Below are 14469 nucleotides of genomic sequence, written 5' to 3' on the forward strand. Positions count from 1 at the left end.
GCACCTGAGCACCGGCTCGCACTGTCACTCACCGAGCAGCCAGCCGTTCTGCTCGGCGACCCGGATCGCGTCGGCCCGGTTGCGGGCACCGGTCTTGCCGATCGCCGCCGACAGGTGGTTGCGTACCGTCCCCTCGGACAGGTGCAACGCCCTGGCCAGGTCCGCGACGCTGCCACCGCCCCGGGCCGTCCGCAGCACCTCGGTCTCCCGCTCGGTCAGCGGGCTGATCCCGGCGGCCAGCGTCTCCGCGGCCAGCGTCGGGTCGACCACCCGCAGCCCGGCGTGCACCCGGCGGACCGCGTCGGCGAGCTGCCGGGCCGGCGTGTCCTTGACCACGAAACCGCTCGCACCGGCCTCCATGGCCCGCCGCAGGTAGCCGGGTCGACCGAAGGTGGTCACCACCAGCACCCGGCAGGTCGGCAGCGCGGCCCGCAACGCCGCGGTGGCGGCGATCCCGTCCAGGCCGGGCATCTCCACGTCCAGCAGAGCCACGTCCGGAGCGCTGCGTCGGGCCTCGGGCACCACCTCGTCGCCCCGGCCGACCTCGGCGACCACTGTCAGGTCCTCCTCCAACGAGAGCAGGGCGGCCAGTGCACCCCGGACCAGCGCCTGGTCGTCGGCGAGCAACAGCCGGATCGGCGTGGAGCCGCCGCTCACCGGGCCTCCCCCGGCGCGTGCACCCGCAGCAGAAAACCGTCGCCCGTCGGCCGCCGGCCGACGGTCACCACAGCGTCCAGCCGCCGCGCCCGCTCCCGCAGGCCCACCAGCCCGTGCCCGCTCGGGTCGGGAGTGGACGGCCCGCCACCGTCGTCACTGATCTCGACCCGATCCGGGTGCACCCGAATGACGCAGCACCGCGCCCCGCTGTGCCGGACCACGTTGGTCACCCCTTCCCGTACCGCCCAGCCGAACAACCGGTCCCACTCCTGCGGCAGCTCGGGCACCTCGGCCGACACGTCCGCCGCGATGCCCGCCGAGGCCAGCGCGGAGCGGGCGCCGGCAAGCTCCGCGGCGAGGCTCACCTCGCGGTACGCCCCGACCGTCTGTCGTACGTCGGCCAGCGCGGCCCGGGCCAGCGCCTCCACCTCGGCGATCTCGGTGGCGGCCCGCTCCCGGTCGACCTCGATCAGACGGCCGGCCAACTCGGCCTTGATCGCCACCACGGTCAGCGAGTGCCCGAGGATGTCGTGCAGGTCGCGGGCGGCACGGGACCGCTCCTCGGCGACCGCGAGCCGACCGATCTCCTGTTGGGCGGCGCGGAGCTCGCTGTTGCGCTGCGCCAACTGGGACACCCCGAACATGGCGAACGAGGCGAGCAGCACCGCGAAGACGATGCCGTTCTCCGCCTCCCACCCCGGCACCAGCTGGGACGCCACCACGGGGGTCACCGCACAGAGCACGACGACGGCCAACGCCTCCCGTAGCGGCAGCAGGAAGACCGCCGCCGCGGCCACGTAGACCAGGGTGGCCAGCCAGTCCCCTTCGGTGCCCGGGACACTGGCCAGGCCCACCGCGAGCAGCAGCGCCAGCCCGGCCCGAGCCCGGCCGGTCGGGATGGGCGACAGTGACTGGCGGAGCTTGCGCGCCCACTGGAAGAGCAACACGTAACCGATGCCGAAGACGACAAGGGCCACCACACCGAGGAGCCGCCGCCACAGCTCCGGCTGGTGCAGCGCGGTGGCGAGCGGCACGTTGAGGAAGAACAGCCAGACGGCGGCCAGCAGCCAGCCGGTGACCCGCCAGTGGCGGCTCACCGGCCACGGCTGCCCGGTCGGGAGGTCCATCGGGTTCACGCTAGCGGTCGCGGTCGCTCAGACCCGCGCGGTGTCCCGGCGGAACAGCCGGGCCGCGCCGACACCGAAGAGCAACGCCCAGACGACGAGGTTCGCCACCGCCGCCATGCTCACCCCGTCGCCGGTCAGTGGGGCACGGGCCAGCACGCCCATGCCGTACACCGGGGTGAACTTCGCGACCTGCTGGAGCACGTCCGGCAGCACCTCGACCGGGACGAACAGCCCGCCGAACATGGCCAGCACCGCCAGCACCGGGCCGATGATCTGCATGACGTTCTCGGCCGGCGCCAGGTAGCCGATGAAGAGACCGAACGCGGCGAAGACCAGCGAACCGACCCAGGCGGCGAGCCCGGACAGCAGCCAGACGTACGCCGGGACGCGGACGCCGGCCACGGCACCCACCAGGAACTCGACGACCACCGCGAGCAGGCCGAGGCTCATCGCGGTGATGAGCTTGGTCGCCACGTACGCCGCCGGGCGCAGCGGGGTGAGCCGCAGTTGCCGGCTCCAGCCCAGGGCCCGCTCGGTGGCCACCGCGCCACCGACGCTGGTGGTGGCCACCATGGCCGCGTAGACGGCCAGGCTGATCATGACGTACGCCGTCACCGGCCGACCGTTGTCCAGTGACTGCCCGCCCTGCGGCAGGCCGAAGATGAGGAAGAAGACGCCGGGCATGATCAGCGTGAAGGCGAGGGTGCGGCGGTTGCGCAGCACCCGGCGCAACTCGATGCCCAGGGCGCCGGGAGCGAACCCGCCCAGGGCGGGCAGCCGACGGTCCGGCTCGGTGACCGCGGCGCGGGTGGGGGTGGAGATGGTCATCTCAGGCTCCGGTCTGCGCTGTGGTCAGGGCGAGGAACGCGTCCTCGAGGTTGCGGGAGGTGATCTCGACGTCCCGGGCGGCGGTCCGGGTCAGCAGGTGCCGGGCGACGGCATCCGAGTCGCCGGTCCGCACCAGCACGCTGTCGCCGCGCACCTCGACGGCGTCCACGCCGGGCAGCGCGGCGAGCGCGGCCTGGTCGGCACCGGGCAGGGTGGCCCGCACGGTACGGCCGGCGGCCAGGTTCTTGATCTCCGCGGTGGTGCCGTCGGCGACGATGCGTCCCTGCCGGACCAGCACGATCCGGTCGGCGTACGCGTCCGCCTCGTCGAGGTAGTGGGTGGCGAAGATGACTGTCCGTCCGCGCCGGGCGTCACGGCGCAGCGCCTGCCAGAAGTCCCGCCGACCCTCGACGTCCATGCCGGTGGTCGGCTCATCGAGCACCATCAGGTCCGGGTCGGGCAGCAGGGCCAGCGCGAAGCGCAACCGCTGCTGCTGACCACCCGAGCAGCGCCCGACCACCCGGTCGGCGATGTCGGTGATACCGGCCCGCTCCAGCACCTCCGCCGCCGGGCGGGTGTGCCGGTAGAAGTGCGCGGTCATCCGCACCGTCTCGCCCACGGTGAGGTCCTTGAGCAGCCCACCGGTCTGGAGTACGGCGGCGACGCGACCTCGGGCCACCGCGTCGTCAGGGGTGCCACCGAGGATGCGGACGGTGCCAGTGTCCGGGCGGGACAGCCCGAGCAGCATGTCGATGGTGGTGGTCTTGCCCGCGCCGTTCGGGCCGAGGAACGCCACCACCTCGCCGGGCTGCACCCGAAGGCTCAACCCGTCGACAGCGGTGACCGCGCCGAAGCTCTTGGTGAGGCCGTCCAACTCGACAGCCGGATGGGTACTGGTCATGCCAGTCATGCTCCGGCGGCGCGTACCCCGATGCCCGGAGCGGTCGTCACGCTCCGACCGTGACATTTGTCAGGGGCCCGTTGCCCCGGAGGGTTTCCACGCCCGGCAGCGGGTAACCGCCGGGCCGAAGCCGCGACACCGGGAGGACGCGATGGGTGCCACGCCGCAGGGTCAGGTCGACACGATCGTGCTGATCCACGGGCTCTGGATGACGCCGCGCAGCTGGGAGGGGTGGGCCCAGCGGTACACCGAACGCGGCATGCACGTCATCGCCCCAGCCTGGCCCGGCATGGACCGGTCCGTGGAGCAGTTGCGCGACGACCCCGGCCCCATCGCCGAGCAGAGCATGGCCACCATCGTCGCGCACTACGACAAGATCATCCGGGCGCTGCCCCGACCGCCGATCATCATGGGGCACTCGTTCGGCGGCCTGTTCGCCCAGGTCCTCGCCGACCGGGGTCTCGGCGCGGCAGTGGTGGGGGTGCATCCCGCGGCGATCAAGGGGGTGCTCAAGGTGCCGCTGAGTCAGCTCCGCTCGGGCTTCCCGATCCTGCGCAGCCCCGCCAACCGCAGCAAGGCCGTCCCGTTCACCCCTGACGACTTCGCCTACACCTTCGGCAACACGATGAGCCGCGAGGAGTCCGACCGGGCCTGGCAGCGCTACGCCGTCCCGGGCGCCGGCCGGGTCTTCTTCGAGGGTGCCTTCGCCAACGTCGACCCGCGCTCACCCGCCCGGGTCGACGTCGGGCGCATCGACCGGGCACCGCTGCTGCTGATGGCCGGCGAGGCCGACCATGTGGTGCCGGCGTCGGTGGTCCGCGCCAACGCCGGGCTCTACCAGAAGTCCCGGGCCCTCACCGCGTACGAGCAGTTCCCCGGCCGATCGCACTTCACCGTCGGACAACCCGGCTGGGAGCCGATCGCCGACTACGCGCTGGACTGGGCGCTGCGCGCGGCGGCCCTGCCCCGCGAGGCGACAATCGCCAGCGAAACGCCCCGCCGCTGAGCGGTCGGTCGCCGAGCGGTCGGTCGCTGAGCGGTCGGTCGCCCTGCCCGGTTGCCATGATCAGGTGATGAGAAATAGCTCTGGAATGCCTCTGACAGCTATTTCTCATCACCTGATCAAGCAAGACCGCGCTGGCGGTGCGGCATGTCGGCGTCCTGGCGGGGTATCTCGGTGGGATGAGGGCCAGTTTCCGGCTTGGCCGGGTCGCAGGAGTGCCGGTCGGCGTCAACTGGAGTGTGCTGGTCATCTTCGCGCTGATCGCGTGGGGGTTGGCCGCGAACCAGTTCCCCCGTTCGTACCCGGACCGCTCGCCCGTGGCGTACACCCTCGCCGGCCTGGCCGCGGCGGTGGTCTTCTTCGTCGGCCTGCTCGCCCACGAGGTGTCGCACGCGGTGGTGGCCAAACGCAACGGGCTGGAGGTCGACGGCATCACGCTGTGGCTGTTCGGCGGCGTGGCCGAGTTGCGGGGCGAGCCGCGTGACCCGGGTGCGGAGTTGCGCATCGCAGGCGTCGGCCCGCTGGTCAGCCTGCTGATCGGGGCGTTCTTCGGTGCCATCGCGGCGTTGCTCGCGCTGGCCGGGCAGGGCGGCCTGCTGTTCGGGGCGGTGGCCTGGCTGGCGGGGATCAACGTGCTGCTGGCCGTCTTCAACGTGTTGCCGGCCGCGCCCCTGGACGGTGGCCGGTTGCTGCGCGCCGCGGTCTGGAAAGCCACCGGCGACCGGACCCGGGCGTCGGTGGTCGCCGCTCGGGCCGGCTGGGTGCTGGGTGTGCTGCTGATCGGCCTGGGGTTGTGGCAGTTCCTGTCCGGTGTCGGTTTCGGTGGGCTCTGGCTGGCGCTGATCGGCTGGTTCCTGATCGGGGCGGCCGGCATGGAGGAGCGGCAGGCCCGCACCGGCACCGCGCTGCGCGGGATCCGGGTGGGCGACGTGATGACTCCGCAGCCGCAGACGGCCTCGGCGCAGATGACTGTCGCGGACTTCGTCGACCACTACCTTTTCGCGTACCGGCATTCGGCGCTGCCGCTGACCGAGGACGGCCGGCCGACCGGGCTGGTGACCGTCGACCGGGTGCGGGGCGTACCGCCGGAGCGGCGGGCGTCGACCACGCTGGCCGAGGTGGCCTGCCGGGCCGACGATCTGGTGCTGGCCCAGCCCGGTGAACAGCTCAACGACCTGCTCCCCCGGCTCTCCGAGTGCGCCGACGGCCGCGCCCTCGTGGTGACCGAAGACGGCCACCTGACCGGCATAGTCTCCCCCAGCGACATCAGCCGCGCCGTCCAACGCAGCACCCTCCGCACCCCCACGCCCTCCCGCACCCCACCCCGTTGATCATGAAGTTATTGCGCCGACACGCCGTGCCGAGTGGCAATAACTTCATGATCAACGAAGGCAAGGGAAGAGGGGCGTGGGGTCAGGAGTGGGGGCAGGTGTTGCGGTACTCCTGGATGGTTGTGGAGGGCGCGGGTGCGGGGCAGAGGAACTGGTCGTAGCGAATGTCGTCGTCCACGAAGCGCTTCAGCCAGGAGATGCTGTACTTGGCGACCGTCACGTTCGTCGAGGTGGGCGCGGAGTGGCTGGCATTGTTGAGTTCCAGGTACGCCTTGTCCAGCGTGGACGGCAGGCTGGTGTAGAAGGGCTCCGAGTGCGACGAGACCGGCGCCACCGAGTCGTTCTCCGCGCCGACGACCAGCGTCGGCACCCGTACGCCGGACCAGTTCTTGACGGTGTGCCAGCCGGTCAGCGGGATCGCGGCCTGCAACTGCGGTCGTGAGTTCGCCGCCGAGAGGCTGCCGCCGCCGCCCATCGAGTGCCCCATCACGGCGAGCCGGTTGCGGTCGATCCGGGTACGTACGCCGCTGGTGTTGGTGAGGTAGTCCAAGGCTGCGAGCAGTTGCGTGCCCCGGCTGGCCGGCTGGTCGTAGCGGGACAACGTGTCGATCGTGATCACCACGAAGCCCTGCGAGGCGAGGCGTGGCCCCAGCCAGGCCACGCTGGACTGGGTGGCGGTGTAGCCGGGTGAGATCGCCACCGCGCCGAAGGTGCCCTCGGCGGTGCTGGTCGGGTAGTAGATCGTCCCGCCCCGGAAACCGCTGACGCTGGAGGCGGCGACGGTGCTCTGGGCGATGGCGAACGCGCCCCGGCTGGCCTCGATGCTGGCCACGGTGGGGGCCGGGCCGCGCTCGTAGGGGCTGGCGGCGGCGTGGGCGGCCGGCGCCGCTGCGCCCAGTCCGGCGCCGAGCACGGCGAGGGCGAGCGCCCAGCGCAGAGCGCGGCGGGGGCGAGGGGCGACTGGTTCGGGGATGATGGCGGGTACGGGCTGCATGTCTCGCTCCGAGGGGTGGAGCCGACGGTCCCGGGGACGGGGACCGGACGATGAGACTCATCGACAGACGTCAGTGTCCGTCGGGGGTCTCGCACCTCACCAATCCCAGCCGCCCCATGCCGCCGCGCTATGACACGCGCTGAATCACCGGGGGAAGTAGCGGTCCATGGCCTCGGTGCGGAACGTGCCCTTCGGGTCCAGGTCGGCCAGGAGCGCGGCGAAGTCGTCGTAGCGCGGGTAGCGGGCGGACAGCTCGGCCGGGTCGGTGACGAAGACCTTGCCCCAGTGCGGGCGGGGCGCGAAGGGCGCCAGCCGCTCCTCCACGGCGGCCACCACGGGCAGCACCGCTGCGGTGTCGTCGACCCAGGTGAAGTGCAGCACGAAGCTGTCGCGCCGGTAGTTCGGGCTGAGCCACAGCTCGTCGGCCGCCACCGTCCGCAGCTCGGACACCAGCAGCACCGGGGCGATCAGGTCCGCCACGTCGTCCAGGGCGGCGAGCGCGTCCGCCGCCGCCGTGCGCGCGACGTGGTACTCGGACTGCAACTCGTCGCCGCTGCTCGGGGTGAAGCCGAGCTTGAAGTGCGGCAGCCGTTCGTGCCATGGGCCCGGCTCGCCGAGCTGCGGGGTGCAGTTCTCCGCCGGCATCCCGAGCACCGGGTGCCGAGGCTGGTCGGCCGCCGTGGTGCCCAGCCAGTCCACCGGGGGTGACGGCTCGTCGGCCACCTGCTTGCGCCACACCTCACGCAGCCGGGGCGCGCGGAAGTCGGTGAAGACACTCACGCTGTACGCCGAGCCGAGCGCCTCGTCCAACGCCGTCCGGTCCAGGTCGAGGCGTACGTACTGGCGCAGCGCGAAGGTCGGCACGACGTCCAGAGTGACGCGGGTGACCAGGCCGAGCGCGCCGAGCCCGACCACCATGCCGGCGAACGTGTCGGTGTCGCGGTCGACACGGAGCAGGTCGCCGTCGGCGGTGACCAGTTCGAGGCCGGCGACCGCGCTGGCCAGGTTGCCGTGGGTCTGACCGGAACCGTGGGTGGCGGTGGCCACCGCGCCGGCCACCGAGATGTGCGGCAGCGAGGCGAGGTTTTCCAGCGCGTACCCCTGGGTGTGCAGTTGTCGGGCGACGTCGCCGTAGCGCATCGCGCCGCTCACCGTGACCTGCCCGCGCTCGTGGTCCACCTCGACGACCGGGGGCAGCCCGGCGAGGCTGACCAGGTCACCGTCGGTGTCGCCGAGACGGTTGAAGGAGTGCCCGCTGCCCACCGCCCGGATCCGGCTGCTGCCGGCGACGAGCCGGCGCAGCTCGTCGACGGAGGTGGGGCGGTGGAACGCCTTCGCGGCGTACCGCACGTTGCCGGCCCAGTTGCGGCGCGGAACGTCAGTGGTCGACGCGGTGTGCGGTCCCTGCGCGGTCATGTGGCGGTCTCCCGATCGGTGCTCTGCTGGTCGGCCAACGCGGCGACGAGGGCACCCAGAACGGTATCCGTCTCGGACGTGTTGTAGCCACGCTGGGCGATCGGCAGACCAGCCCTGGTGGCGAGTTCGATCTCACCACGGGCCGCCTGCCGGGCTGACGTGTCCCCGGACATCAGCGCGTCCTGGCCGCGTCGGATCAACCGGTCGACCCGGTCCATCTGGTAGCCACGCAGACCGATCATGAGCTCCGGTGCCTCGAAGGCGGCGCGGCGCACCGCGAGCAGGTCGACGAACCGGTCGCCGGCATAGCGGGTCAACGCGGCCGACACCTGCTCCGGCTGCTCACGGACCTGGTCGAGAACGAGCAGCTCGATGGCCGGGCGACCGTCGGACGGGTGGCGCGCCGTCACCAGCTCACGGGGCACACCCTGCACAGGAACCAGCAACAGTCGCGGCGGTTTCGCGTAGCCGTCGCGTCGGGGCGGCTCGTCGAGGACCAGCGTGTCGACCTCGTCCCACCGAATCTCCCGGCGCAGGCCGGGACGCCGGATGCTGAGCCCTTCCGAGTGGATCCCGAACCGGAACGGCCGCATCGCGCTGACCAGCGCCACCGCGCCGAGCGCGATCGCCCCCACCGCGATGATCGTCCGTAGCAGGGCGCCGTCGCTGGGATAGACCAACAGAAGCACTCCACCGAGTACGCACACCAAGGCGAGCGCACGGGCCCCCCGATTCCGGCGCAGTTCCACGCTCGGACCCCCGTTTCATGACCGTGGCGTCGGTCCCGACATCTTCCGCCAGACCGGGCACCAGGGACACCGGTCGATCGGGCACGGTTGTTCTCGTCGTCGTCGGGGAACCCTACGCCCATGAGCAGCTACCGTGATCCGGCCGCACGAGGCGACGTCTTCCCCTCCGAGGAGGAGCTGGACCCGACCGGCACCGAGGTCGAGCAGGCCAGCGCGCCGCCGGCCGGCGGGTCTTCGAGCCACCCGTCGCCGACGCCCGGTCCTCGGCCCACACCGACGCCCGCGCCCGCCCCGACGCCGGTGCCGGCACCCGGCCCGCCGCCGCGCGCCCCCGGCGCACAGTCGATCGTGACGCGTCACCTGGACGGCTCGGTGGAGGTGGTCACCGACCTCGACGGGGACGGCGTCGCCGACATCGTCCAGATCGACGTGGACGGTGACGGGATCCCGGACATCACCTACGTGGACAGTGACCGCGACGGGCGGCTGGACACCGTGCTAAGTGACCCGAACGCGGTCGGGACAAGCTTCCACCGGGCCTGACCGGGCCGAGTCAGAGCTTCGCCATCACCTCGCCGGCGACCAGCTCCAGGTGCTCCAGGTCGCTGAGGTCAAGCACCTGGAGGTAGAGCCGCTCGCTGCCGATCTCCGCGTACCGGCCGATGGTGTCCAGCACCTCGGCGGGCGTGCCGGCCAGACCGTTGGCCCGCAGCTCGTCCGGATCGCGACCGATGGCGGCAGCGCGGCGGGCCACCTCGGCGTCGTCGCGCCCGCAGCAGAGCACCAGGGCGTTGGACCAGACCATCTCGGCCGGGTCCCGGCCGATCTCGATGCAGGCCGCGCGTACCCGGTCGAACTGCGCCGCGGTGTCCGGCGCCGAGGCGAACGGCAGATTGAACTCGTCCGCGTAGCGGGCGGCCAGCCGAGGGGTGCGCTTCGGGCCCGTACCGCCGAGCAGGATCGGAGGACGGGGCTGCTGCACGGGCTTGGGCAGGGCTGGCGAGTTCCGGACCGGGTAGTACTGGCCGTCGTGGTCGAACCGCTCCCCCGGCGGCGTGGCCCAGAGCCCGGTGATGACGGCGAGCTGCTCCTCCAGCCGGTCGAACCGCTCGCCCAGCGGCGGGAACGCGAGGCCGTACGCGCTGTGCTCCTCGGCGTACCAGCCGGTGCCGATGCCCAGCTCCACCCGGCCGCCGCTCATCTGGTCGACCTGCGCCACCGTGATCGCCAGCGGGCCGGGCAGTCGGAAGGTGGCGGCGGTCATGAGCGTGCCGAGCCGGATGCGGCTGGTCTCCCGGGCCAGGCCGGCGAGCGTGGTCCACGCGTCGGTGGGGCCGGGCTCGCCGCTCACGTCACCCATCTTCAGGTAGTGGTCGGACCGGAAGAACGCCCCGTAGCCGGCGTCCTCGGCGCAGCGGGCGACGGCGAGCAACTGGTCGTAGCTGGCACCCTGCTGGGGCTCGGTGAAGATCCGAAGTTCCATGATTCGAGCATAGGGTTTCCCGGTCGGCCCAATCGGCGGGATGCCGACCGGGCCGCCGGCGTCACTCAGACGTACGGCCGCTTGGCGTACGCCTCGCGGAGCGCGGTCAACCCGGCCGCCTTCGGCACCAGGGTGCCCCACCCGGAGTTGAAGTAGTTGGTGCGCACGATCCGTGGCCCACGCTCGGCGTTGAGCTGGGCGATCGCCGCCGGGACGGTGGCGATCCAGGCGGCCTGGTTCGGAATCTCGGCGACCCTGACACCCCACTCCGCGATGATCACGGGTCGGGACAGCGCCACCGGGCCGAGATCCGCCACCGCCCAGTCCTTGGTGCGACGAAACCGGGCCAGCGCGGTGTGGCTGGCGTTGGTGCCGTACGCGTTCCACTGGAGGTAGTCGAGGCGGGACATCAGCGACTCCGGGTGGGTGCGCTGGAAGCATTCCCGGTCGAAGCCGCCCAACCCCACCGAGAAGGTCGTCCCGGTGGGCAGGGTCCGCGCCCTGAACCACGTCAGGATGTAGTTGATCGCCTGCACCGCGCGAGCGTCCGACTCGGCCCAGGTGTACGCCTTCCCGTCCTCGGTGGTGCCGAACTCGTGATCGGTGTCCAGTTCCGAGGCGAGCTGGATGTTGACCCCGAAACCGAGCGCCCGGTACTGCGACAGGGCGCGGGCGAACAACCCGTCGCACTGCCCCTTGATCACCTGGTTGTACCCGTACGCCCTCGGCCAGGTGGTGCCGGGTCGCTGCTGGATGGTCATCGACGGGGCTGGCACCGTGTAGCTGACGCCGTCCACAGTGAAGCTCTGCGGCCCGTAGTTCGGGGCGCCGTAACTCTTCAACTCCAGGACCATGTTCATCTGCACACCGGCCTTACCAAGATTGACCAGCCAGGGCCGGTTGTAGCCGGGGAAGATGAAGCCGTCGGCGAAGCTGCGGTACTGGGTGAGCGACCGGAAGTTGCCGCCGGCCATGTCGGCGGTCGGGTCGGCGCCCCCGGAGAGGTAGTAGCCGCCGAGCACGGGTTGGCTCAGGCTGTAGTCGGCGGCTGCCGTCGCGGTGTTGCCAGCGGCGTCGCGGACCTGGACGGTGACCCGGGGCATCACGCCACCGACCGATACACGGCCACGGAGCCGTTGTCGGAGACCCGGGTCCAGGTACGTCCGGAGTTGTCGGTGACGGTGACCGTGAGCGGGTCGATGACCGCCGTGACCTTGACCGGCGCGCTGCTGTTGCCCTGCGCGTCGGTGACCACGATGGTGACGGTCAGCGGTTTGGTGTCGGCGTCTGAGTAGGTGACGGTCAGCAGCATCTGGTCACCCGGCGCGAAGACGGATGCGTTCAGGGCTGCGGTTGCAGTGGGAGCGGCCATGTCGGGCCCCTTCTTGCTCGGTCGCCGGGCCTCGGCGCGCGGTCGAGCGACGCCGGACCCCGGCGGGGTCCACAGTGCGAAAGGCCGGCGGGGCACGGGGACGGTGAGCACGACCGACGGACGGCGCTGCCTGACTGCCGATGGTGCTGACGTCCTTGTCCCGATGGGCGGAGGCACCGCTGCGGGCGCCCGCAGGGGTGTCGGTGACAGCCACGGCCTGTCGTACGCGCGATCGGCACGGCAGCTGTGCCGTGACCGCCACGGCTTCGAGGCCGGGCTGGGTGAGGGCGGCACCGGTGCGGACGATGTTGTCCCCACCGGGCCGGAGGATCGGGATGTGGCCCGCCACCCGTCTACCTCCACCTGCCCCAAGGGTGCTCTACCAGGGGCTTTACCGTCTTGTCCGAATTGCGACAAGAGCCCGGAAGGCTCGGGAAGGGCTCGGCGCGACGGGTTACTCGGGCGGCGTCCCGCGCACGGCCCACGCCCGCGCGGTGAGCCGGATCGACCCGTCCGGCTCGACCGGCAGCCGCGTGGCCAGCGACTCCCGCAGCGCGGCCCGGTCGGATTCGGCCAACGTCGCGACGTACCCCGGCGCCGACCCCTGGCCGCCGAGGAACGGCGTCCAGTAGTCGGCGAAGTTGGTAAAGGTCGTCGGTACGTCGACCGGCCAGACCGACACGTCCCGCAACCCGGCCCGCTCCCACAGCGTGCGGAGCGCGTCGGGCTGGCACACGGTGGTGCGGTTCCCCTCGTCCAGCTTCGCCGAGGCCCCGTCGAGCTGTGCGGCGGCGGCCCAGAAGTGCCGCATCATCGCCATCTGATCGGCGTAGTCCCAGACGTAGGCGGCCACCACCCCGGCCGGCCGGACCACCCGGGCGAACTCCGCCACCGCCCGCGCGGGCTCCGGCACGAAATTGAGCGTCAATCCGCTGACCACCACGTCCGCGACGCGATCGGGCAGCGGCAGCGCTTGGGCGTCACCAACCTGGAAGGCCGCTCGGGGGTCGGTGACCTGGGTACGCGCGACAGCGACGAAGCCCTCCGACGGGTCGATGCCGGTTATCTCGGCGGGGTCGTTGTGGGTGAGGATCGTCGAGGTCAGTGCTCCGGTGCCGCTGCCCACGTCGAGCCAGTGCCGCCCCGGCGCAACGGCCAACCCGCGCAGGAATTCCACAGCGACCAGGCGGCTCCACCGACCCACGTACGCCTCGTACGCGTCACCGTTCGCCCACACCGGCTGCACCATCCCGAAAAGATACGACAGGTCAGGGGCCGTCGATGCTGGCGTTCAGTCGAGGTGGTCGGCGGGGGCGGTCTGGAGCAGCCAGGCCAGTGGCATCCGTGCCCGCGTCTCGTAGCTGCCGTCCCTGCTCAGCCGGTGGAGGGTGACCGTCTGCGCGCCGTCCCGATCGACGACCCAGTACTGCGGGATCCCCGCCGACGCGTACTCGCGGACCTTGGTCACGGAGTCCATCGCCTCCGAGCCCGGCGAGACGATCTCCACGACGAGTACGACGTCGGCGACAGTGGCCCAGACGCTGCGGGACGGCGGCTTACGCCAGACGCTCACGTCGGGGATGCGGCCACCGTCACCGTCCGGTCCGGAGATGCGCACACCGACCGCCTGAAGCACCTGCTCGGCAGGCCACCCGGCCACGATCAGCCAGGCGAAGAGGCGGCTGGCGATCATGGCGTGTTCCGAATCGGGCGGCAGCATGACCGACAGGAACCCCTCGGGGCTGGTCTCGTAGCGGTGACCGTTCGGATCGGCGGCGTTCATCGCCGCCACGTCTGCGAGCGTCACAACGGCGGGCATGTGCATGCCGACAGCCTCAGCGCTCATGGGTCTCATCCCAGGTGACCAGCGGTGCCGAGCACCGCACCCGAAGGCGCGGCGTCCGCGGCGGTGGCGACTGGCCCACCCGATCTGGCATCCTGGTCAAGTGGAACGCCGTTCCGCTAACGGACTGTTCCGTTTGCCAAATAGGAGGTAGGGCGCGTTGGTCGACATCGACGGCGAACCAGGGAGGCCGACCCCGCGGAAGCGGGCCGACGCCCGGCGCAACGAGGCGACACTGCTGGCCGCCGCCGCCTCGGCCTTCGTCACCTCGGGCGTGGACGTGCCCGTACGCGACATCGCCACCCGGGCCGGCGTCGGTGTGGGCACCATCTACCGCCACTTCCCGACCCGCGCCGACCTCATCGTCGCCGTCTACCGACACCAGGTCGAGGCGTGCGCGGAGGCCGGGCCGACGCTGCTGGCGGAGAGCGACACACCGCACGCCGCCCTCGCCCAGTGGATCAATATCTTCGTCGATTTCCTGGTCACCAAGCACGGCCTCGCCGAGGCGCTACAGTCCGACAACGCGGCCTTCGAGGCGCTGCACGCCTACTTCCTGGACCGGCTCCTGCCGGTGTGCGCCCAACTGCTCGACGCCGCTGCCGCGGCTGGAGAGATCCGCCCCGACGTGACGGCCTTCGAGCTGCTGCGCGGTGTCGGCAATCTCTGCATCGGCGCCGGCGAACCCCGCTATGACGCGCGTCGCATGGTGGAACTCCTCGTCGCGGGGCTGCGCCAACACGAGGTCACCGGGCCGCGCTAGCT

General features: G+C 71.7%; 16 protein-coding genes. 4 read left to right on the plus strand and 12 right to left on the minus strand.

What is annotated here, in order from left to right:
• Positions 1 to 24 precede the first annotated feature (24 nt).
• The 4 genes from ACFYPG_RS29140 to ACFYPG_RS29155 are packed head-to-tail and all read right to left on the minus strand — an operon-like array spanning position 25 to position 3513.
• Positions 25 to 657, minus strand: coding sequence for a response regulator (locus tag ACFYPG_RS29140; protein WP_387354495.1), 633 nt, complete (start codon positions 655 to 657; stop codon positions 25 to 27).
• Positions 654 to 1784 carry a sensor histidine kinase gene (locus ACFYPG_RS29145; RefSeq protein ID WP_387354496.1) on the minus strand — a complete coding sequence of 377 codons (1131 nt, stop codon included), beginning with the start codon at positions 1782 to 1784 and terminating at the stop codon, positions 654 to 656. The genes ACFYPG_RS29140 and ACFYPG_RS29145 overlap by 4 nt, the downstream gene beginning before the upstream one ends.
• Before the next feature lie 27 nt (positions 1785 to 1811).
• The gene (locus tag ACFYPG_RS29150; RefSeq protein ID WP_357223877.1) at positions 1812 to 2612 is read right to left on the minus strand and encodes an ABC transporter permease; all 801 of its coding nucleotides are present in this window, start codon (positions 2610 to 2612) and stop codon (positions 1812 to 1814) included.
• A 1-nt stretch (position 2613) separates the two neighbouring features.
• On the minus strand, positions 2614 to 3513 hold the full coding sequence (locus ACFYPG_RS29155) for an ABC transporter ATP-binding protein (RefSeq protein ID WP_387354497.1): 900 nt from the start codon (positions 3511 to 3513) through the stop codon (positions 2614 to 2616).
• Between the two features lie 151 nt (positions 3514 to 3664).
• Between ACFYPG_RS29155 and ACFYPG_RS29160 the strand changes: the two genes are divergently transcribed.
• Positions 3665 to 4519 carry an alpha/beta hydrolase gene (locus tag ACFYPG_RS29160; protein WP_387354498.1) on the plus strand — a complete coding sequence of 285 codons (855 nt, stop codon included), beginning with the start codon at positions 3665 to 3667 and terminating at the stop codon, positions 4517 to 4519.
• Between the two features lie 176 nt (positions 4520 to 4695).
• Positions 4696 to 5847: a site-2 protease family protein gene (locus ACFYPG_RS29165; RefSeq protein ID WP_355009745.1), complete on the plus strand. Its 1152-nt coding sequence runs from the start codon at positions 4696 to 4698 to the stop codon at positions 5845 to 5847.
• Positions 5848 to 5929: 82 nt separating this feature from the next.
• Here ACFYPG_RS29165 and ACFYPG_RS29170 read toward each other — a convergent pair whose 3' ends face one another.
• The 3 genes from ACFYPG_RS29170 to ACFYPG_RS29180 all read right to left on the minus strand — a co-directional run bounded on the left by ACFYPG_RS29170 (position 5930) and on the right by ACFYPG_RS29180 (position 8937).
• The gene (locus ACFYPG_RS29170; protein ID WP_387354499.1) at positions 5930 to 6841 is read right to left on the minus strand and encodes an alpha/beta hydrolase; all 912 of its coding nucleotides are present in this window, start codon (positions 6839 to 6841) and stop codon (positions 5930 to 5932) included.
• Between the two features lie 144 nt (positions 6842 to 6985).
• The gene (locus tag ACFYPG_RS29175; protein WP_387354500.1) at positions 6986 to 8257 is read right to left on the minus strand and encodes an FAD-binding protein; all 1272 of its coding nucleotides are present in this window, start codon (positions 8255 to 8257) and stop codon (positions 6986 to 6988) included.
• A complete protein-coding gene (locus tag ACFYPG_RS29180; protein WP_387354501.1) occupies positions 8254 to 8937 on the minus strand; it encodes a hypothetical protein in 684 nt (227 codons plus the stop codon). Before ACFYPG_RS29180 ends, ACFYPG_RS29175 begins: the two co-directional genes overlap by 4 nt.
• A 189-nt stretch (positions 8938 to 9126) precedes the next feature.
• On the opposite strand from ACFYPG_RS29180, the gene ACFYPG_RS29185 reads away from it, so the two are divergent.
• Positions 9127 to 9549: a hypothetical protein gene (locus ACFYPG_RS29185; protein WP_355009749.1), complete on the plus strand. Its 423-nt coding sequence runs from the start codon at positions 9127 to 9129 to the stop codon at positions 9547 to 9549.
• A gap of 10 nt (positions 9550 to 9559) precedes the next feature.
• Here ACFYPG_RS29185 and ACFYPG_RS29190 read toward each other — a convergent pair whose 3' ends face one another.
• The 5 genes from ACFYPG_RS29190 to ACFYPG_RS29210 all read right to left on the minus strand — a co-directional run bounded on the left by ACFYPG_RS29190 (position 9560) and on the right by ACFYPG_RS29210 (position 13707).
• On the minus strand, positions 9560 to 10489 hold the full coding sequence (locus ACFYPG_RS29190; protein WP_387354502.1) for an LLM class F420-dependent oxidoreductase: 930 nt from the start codon (positions 10487 to 10489) through the stop codon (positions 9560 to 9562).
• Positions 10490 to 10554: 65 nt separating this feature from the next.
• Positions 10555 to 11592 carry a hypothetical protein gene (locus ACFYPG_RS29195; RefSeq protein WP_387354503.1) on the minus strand — a complete coding sequence of 346 codons (1038 nt, stop codon included), beginning with the start codon at positions 11590 to 11592 and terminating at the stop codon, positions 10555 to 10557.
• Complete coding sequence (locus ACFYPG_RS29200) at positions 11592 to 11861, minus strand: hypothetical protein (protein ID WP_124859437.1); 270 nt, start codon at positions 11859 to 11861, stop codon at positions 11592 to 11594. Before ACFYPG_RS29200 ends, ACFYPG_RS29195 begins: the two co-directional genes overlap by 1 nt.
• 454 nt (positions 11862 to 12315) lie before the next feature.
• Positions 12316 to 13110, minus strand: a complete 795-nt coding sequence (locus ACFYPG_RS29205) for a methyltransferase domain-containing protein (RefSeq protein ID WP_355009754.1) — start codon at positions 13108 to 13110, stop codon at positions 12316 to 12318.
• A gap of 42 nt (positions 13111 to 13152) precedes the next feature.
• Positions 13153 to 13707 (minus strand): Uma2 family endonuclease, encoded by a 555-nt coding sequence (locus tag ACFYPG_RS29210; protein ID WP_387354504.1) that lies wholly within the window; start codon positions 13705 to 13707, stop codon positions 13153 to 13155.
• 166 nt (positions 13708 to 13873) lie between these two features.
• On the opposite strand from ACFYPG_RS29210, the gene ACFYPG_RS29215 reads away from it, so the two are divergent.
• A complete protein-coding gene (locus ACFYPG_RS29215; protein ID WP_387354566.1) occupies positions 13874 to 14467 on the plus strand; it encodes a TetR/AcrR family transcriptional regulator in 594 nt (197 codons plus the stop codon).
• The last annotated feature ends 2 nt before the right edge of the window (positions 14468 to 14469 follow it).

Origin of the sequence: Micromonospora sp. NPDC005553 (assembly GCF_042871765.1) — a bacterium.
GTDB lineage: Bacteria > Actinomycetota > Actinomycetes > Mycobacteriales > Micromonosporaceae > Micromonospora.

Excerpts from the sequence above, each read along its gene's own strand:
- ACFYPG_RS29170 (WP_387354499.1), bottom strand. The coding sequence starts at position 6,841 with ATGCAGCCCGTACCCGCCATCATCCCCGAACCAGTCGCCCCTCGCCCC.
- ACFYPG_RS29165 (WP_355009745.1), top strand. The coding sequence starts at position 4,696 with ATGAGGGCCAGTTTCCGGCTTGGCCGGGTCGCAGGAGTGCCGGTCGGC.
- ACFYPG_RS29205 (WP_355009754.1), bottom strand. The coding sequence starts at position 13,110 with ATGGTGCAGCCGGTGTGGGCGAACGGTGACGCGTACGAGGCGTACGTG.
- ACFYPG_RS29145 (WP_387354496.1), bottom strand. The coding sequence starts at position 1,784 with ATGGACCTCCCGACCGGGCAGCCGTGGCCGGTGAGCCGCCACTGGCGG.
- ACFYPG_RS29190 (WP_387354502.1), bottom strand. The coding sequence starts at position 10,489 with ATGGAACTTCGGATCTTCACCGAGCCCCAGCAGGGTGCCAGCTACGAC.
- ACFYPG_RS29160 (WP_387354498.1), top strand. The coding sequence starts at position 3,665 with ATGGGTGCCACGCCGCAGGGTCAGGTCGACACGATCGTGCTGATCCAC.
- ACFYPG_RS29185 (WP_355009749.1), top strand. The coding sequence starts at position 9,127 with ATGAGCAGCTACCGTGATCCGGCCGCACGAGGCGACGTCTTCCCCTCC.
- ACFYPG_RS29200 (WP_124859437.1), bottom strand. The coding sequence starts at position 11,861 with ATGGCCGCTCCCACTGCAACCGCAGCCCTGAACGCATCCGTCTTCGCG.
- ACFYPG_RS29175 (WP_387354500.1), bottom strand. The coding sequence starts at position 8,257 with ATGACCGCGCAGGGACCGCACACCGCGTCGACCACTGACGTTCCGCGC.
- ACFYPG_RS29195 (WP_387354503.1), bottom strand. The coding sequence starts at position 11,592 with ATGCCCCGGGTCACCGTCCAGGTCCGCGACGCCGCTGGCAACACCGCG.
- ACFYPG_RS29155 (WP_387354497.1), bottom strand. The coding sequence starts at position 3,513 with ATGACCAGTACCCATCCGGCTGTCGAGTTGGACGGCCTCACCAAGAGC.
- ACFYPG_RS29150 (WP_357223877.1), bottom strand. The coding sequence starts at position 2,612 with ATGACCATCTCCACCCCCACCCGCGCCGCGGTCACCGAGCCGGACCGT.
- ACFYPG_RS29210 (WP_387354504.1), bottom strand. The coding sequence starts at position 13,707 with ATGAGCGCTGAGGCTGTCGGCATGCACATGCCCGCCGTTGTGACGCTC.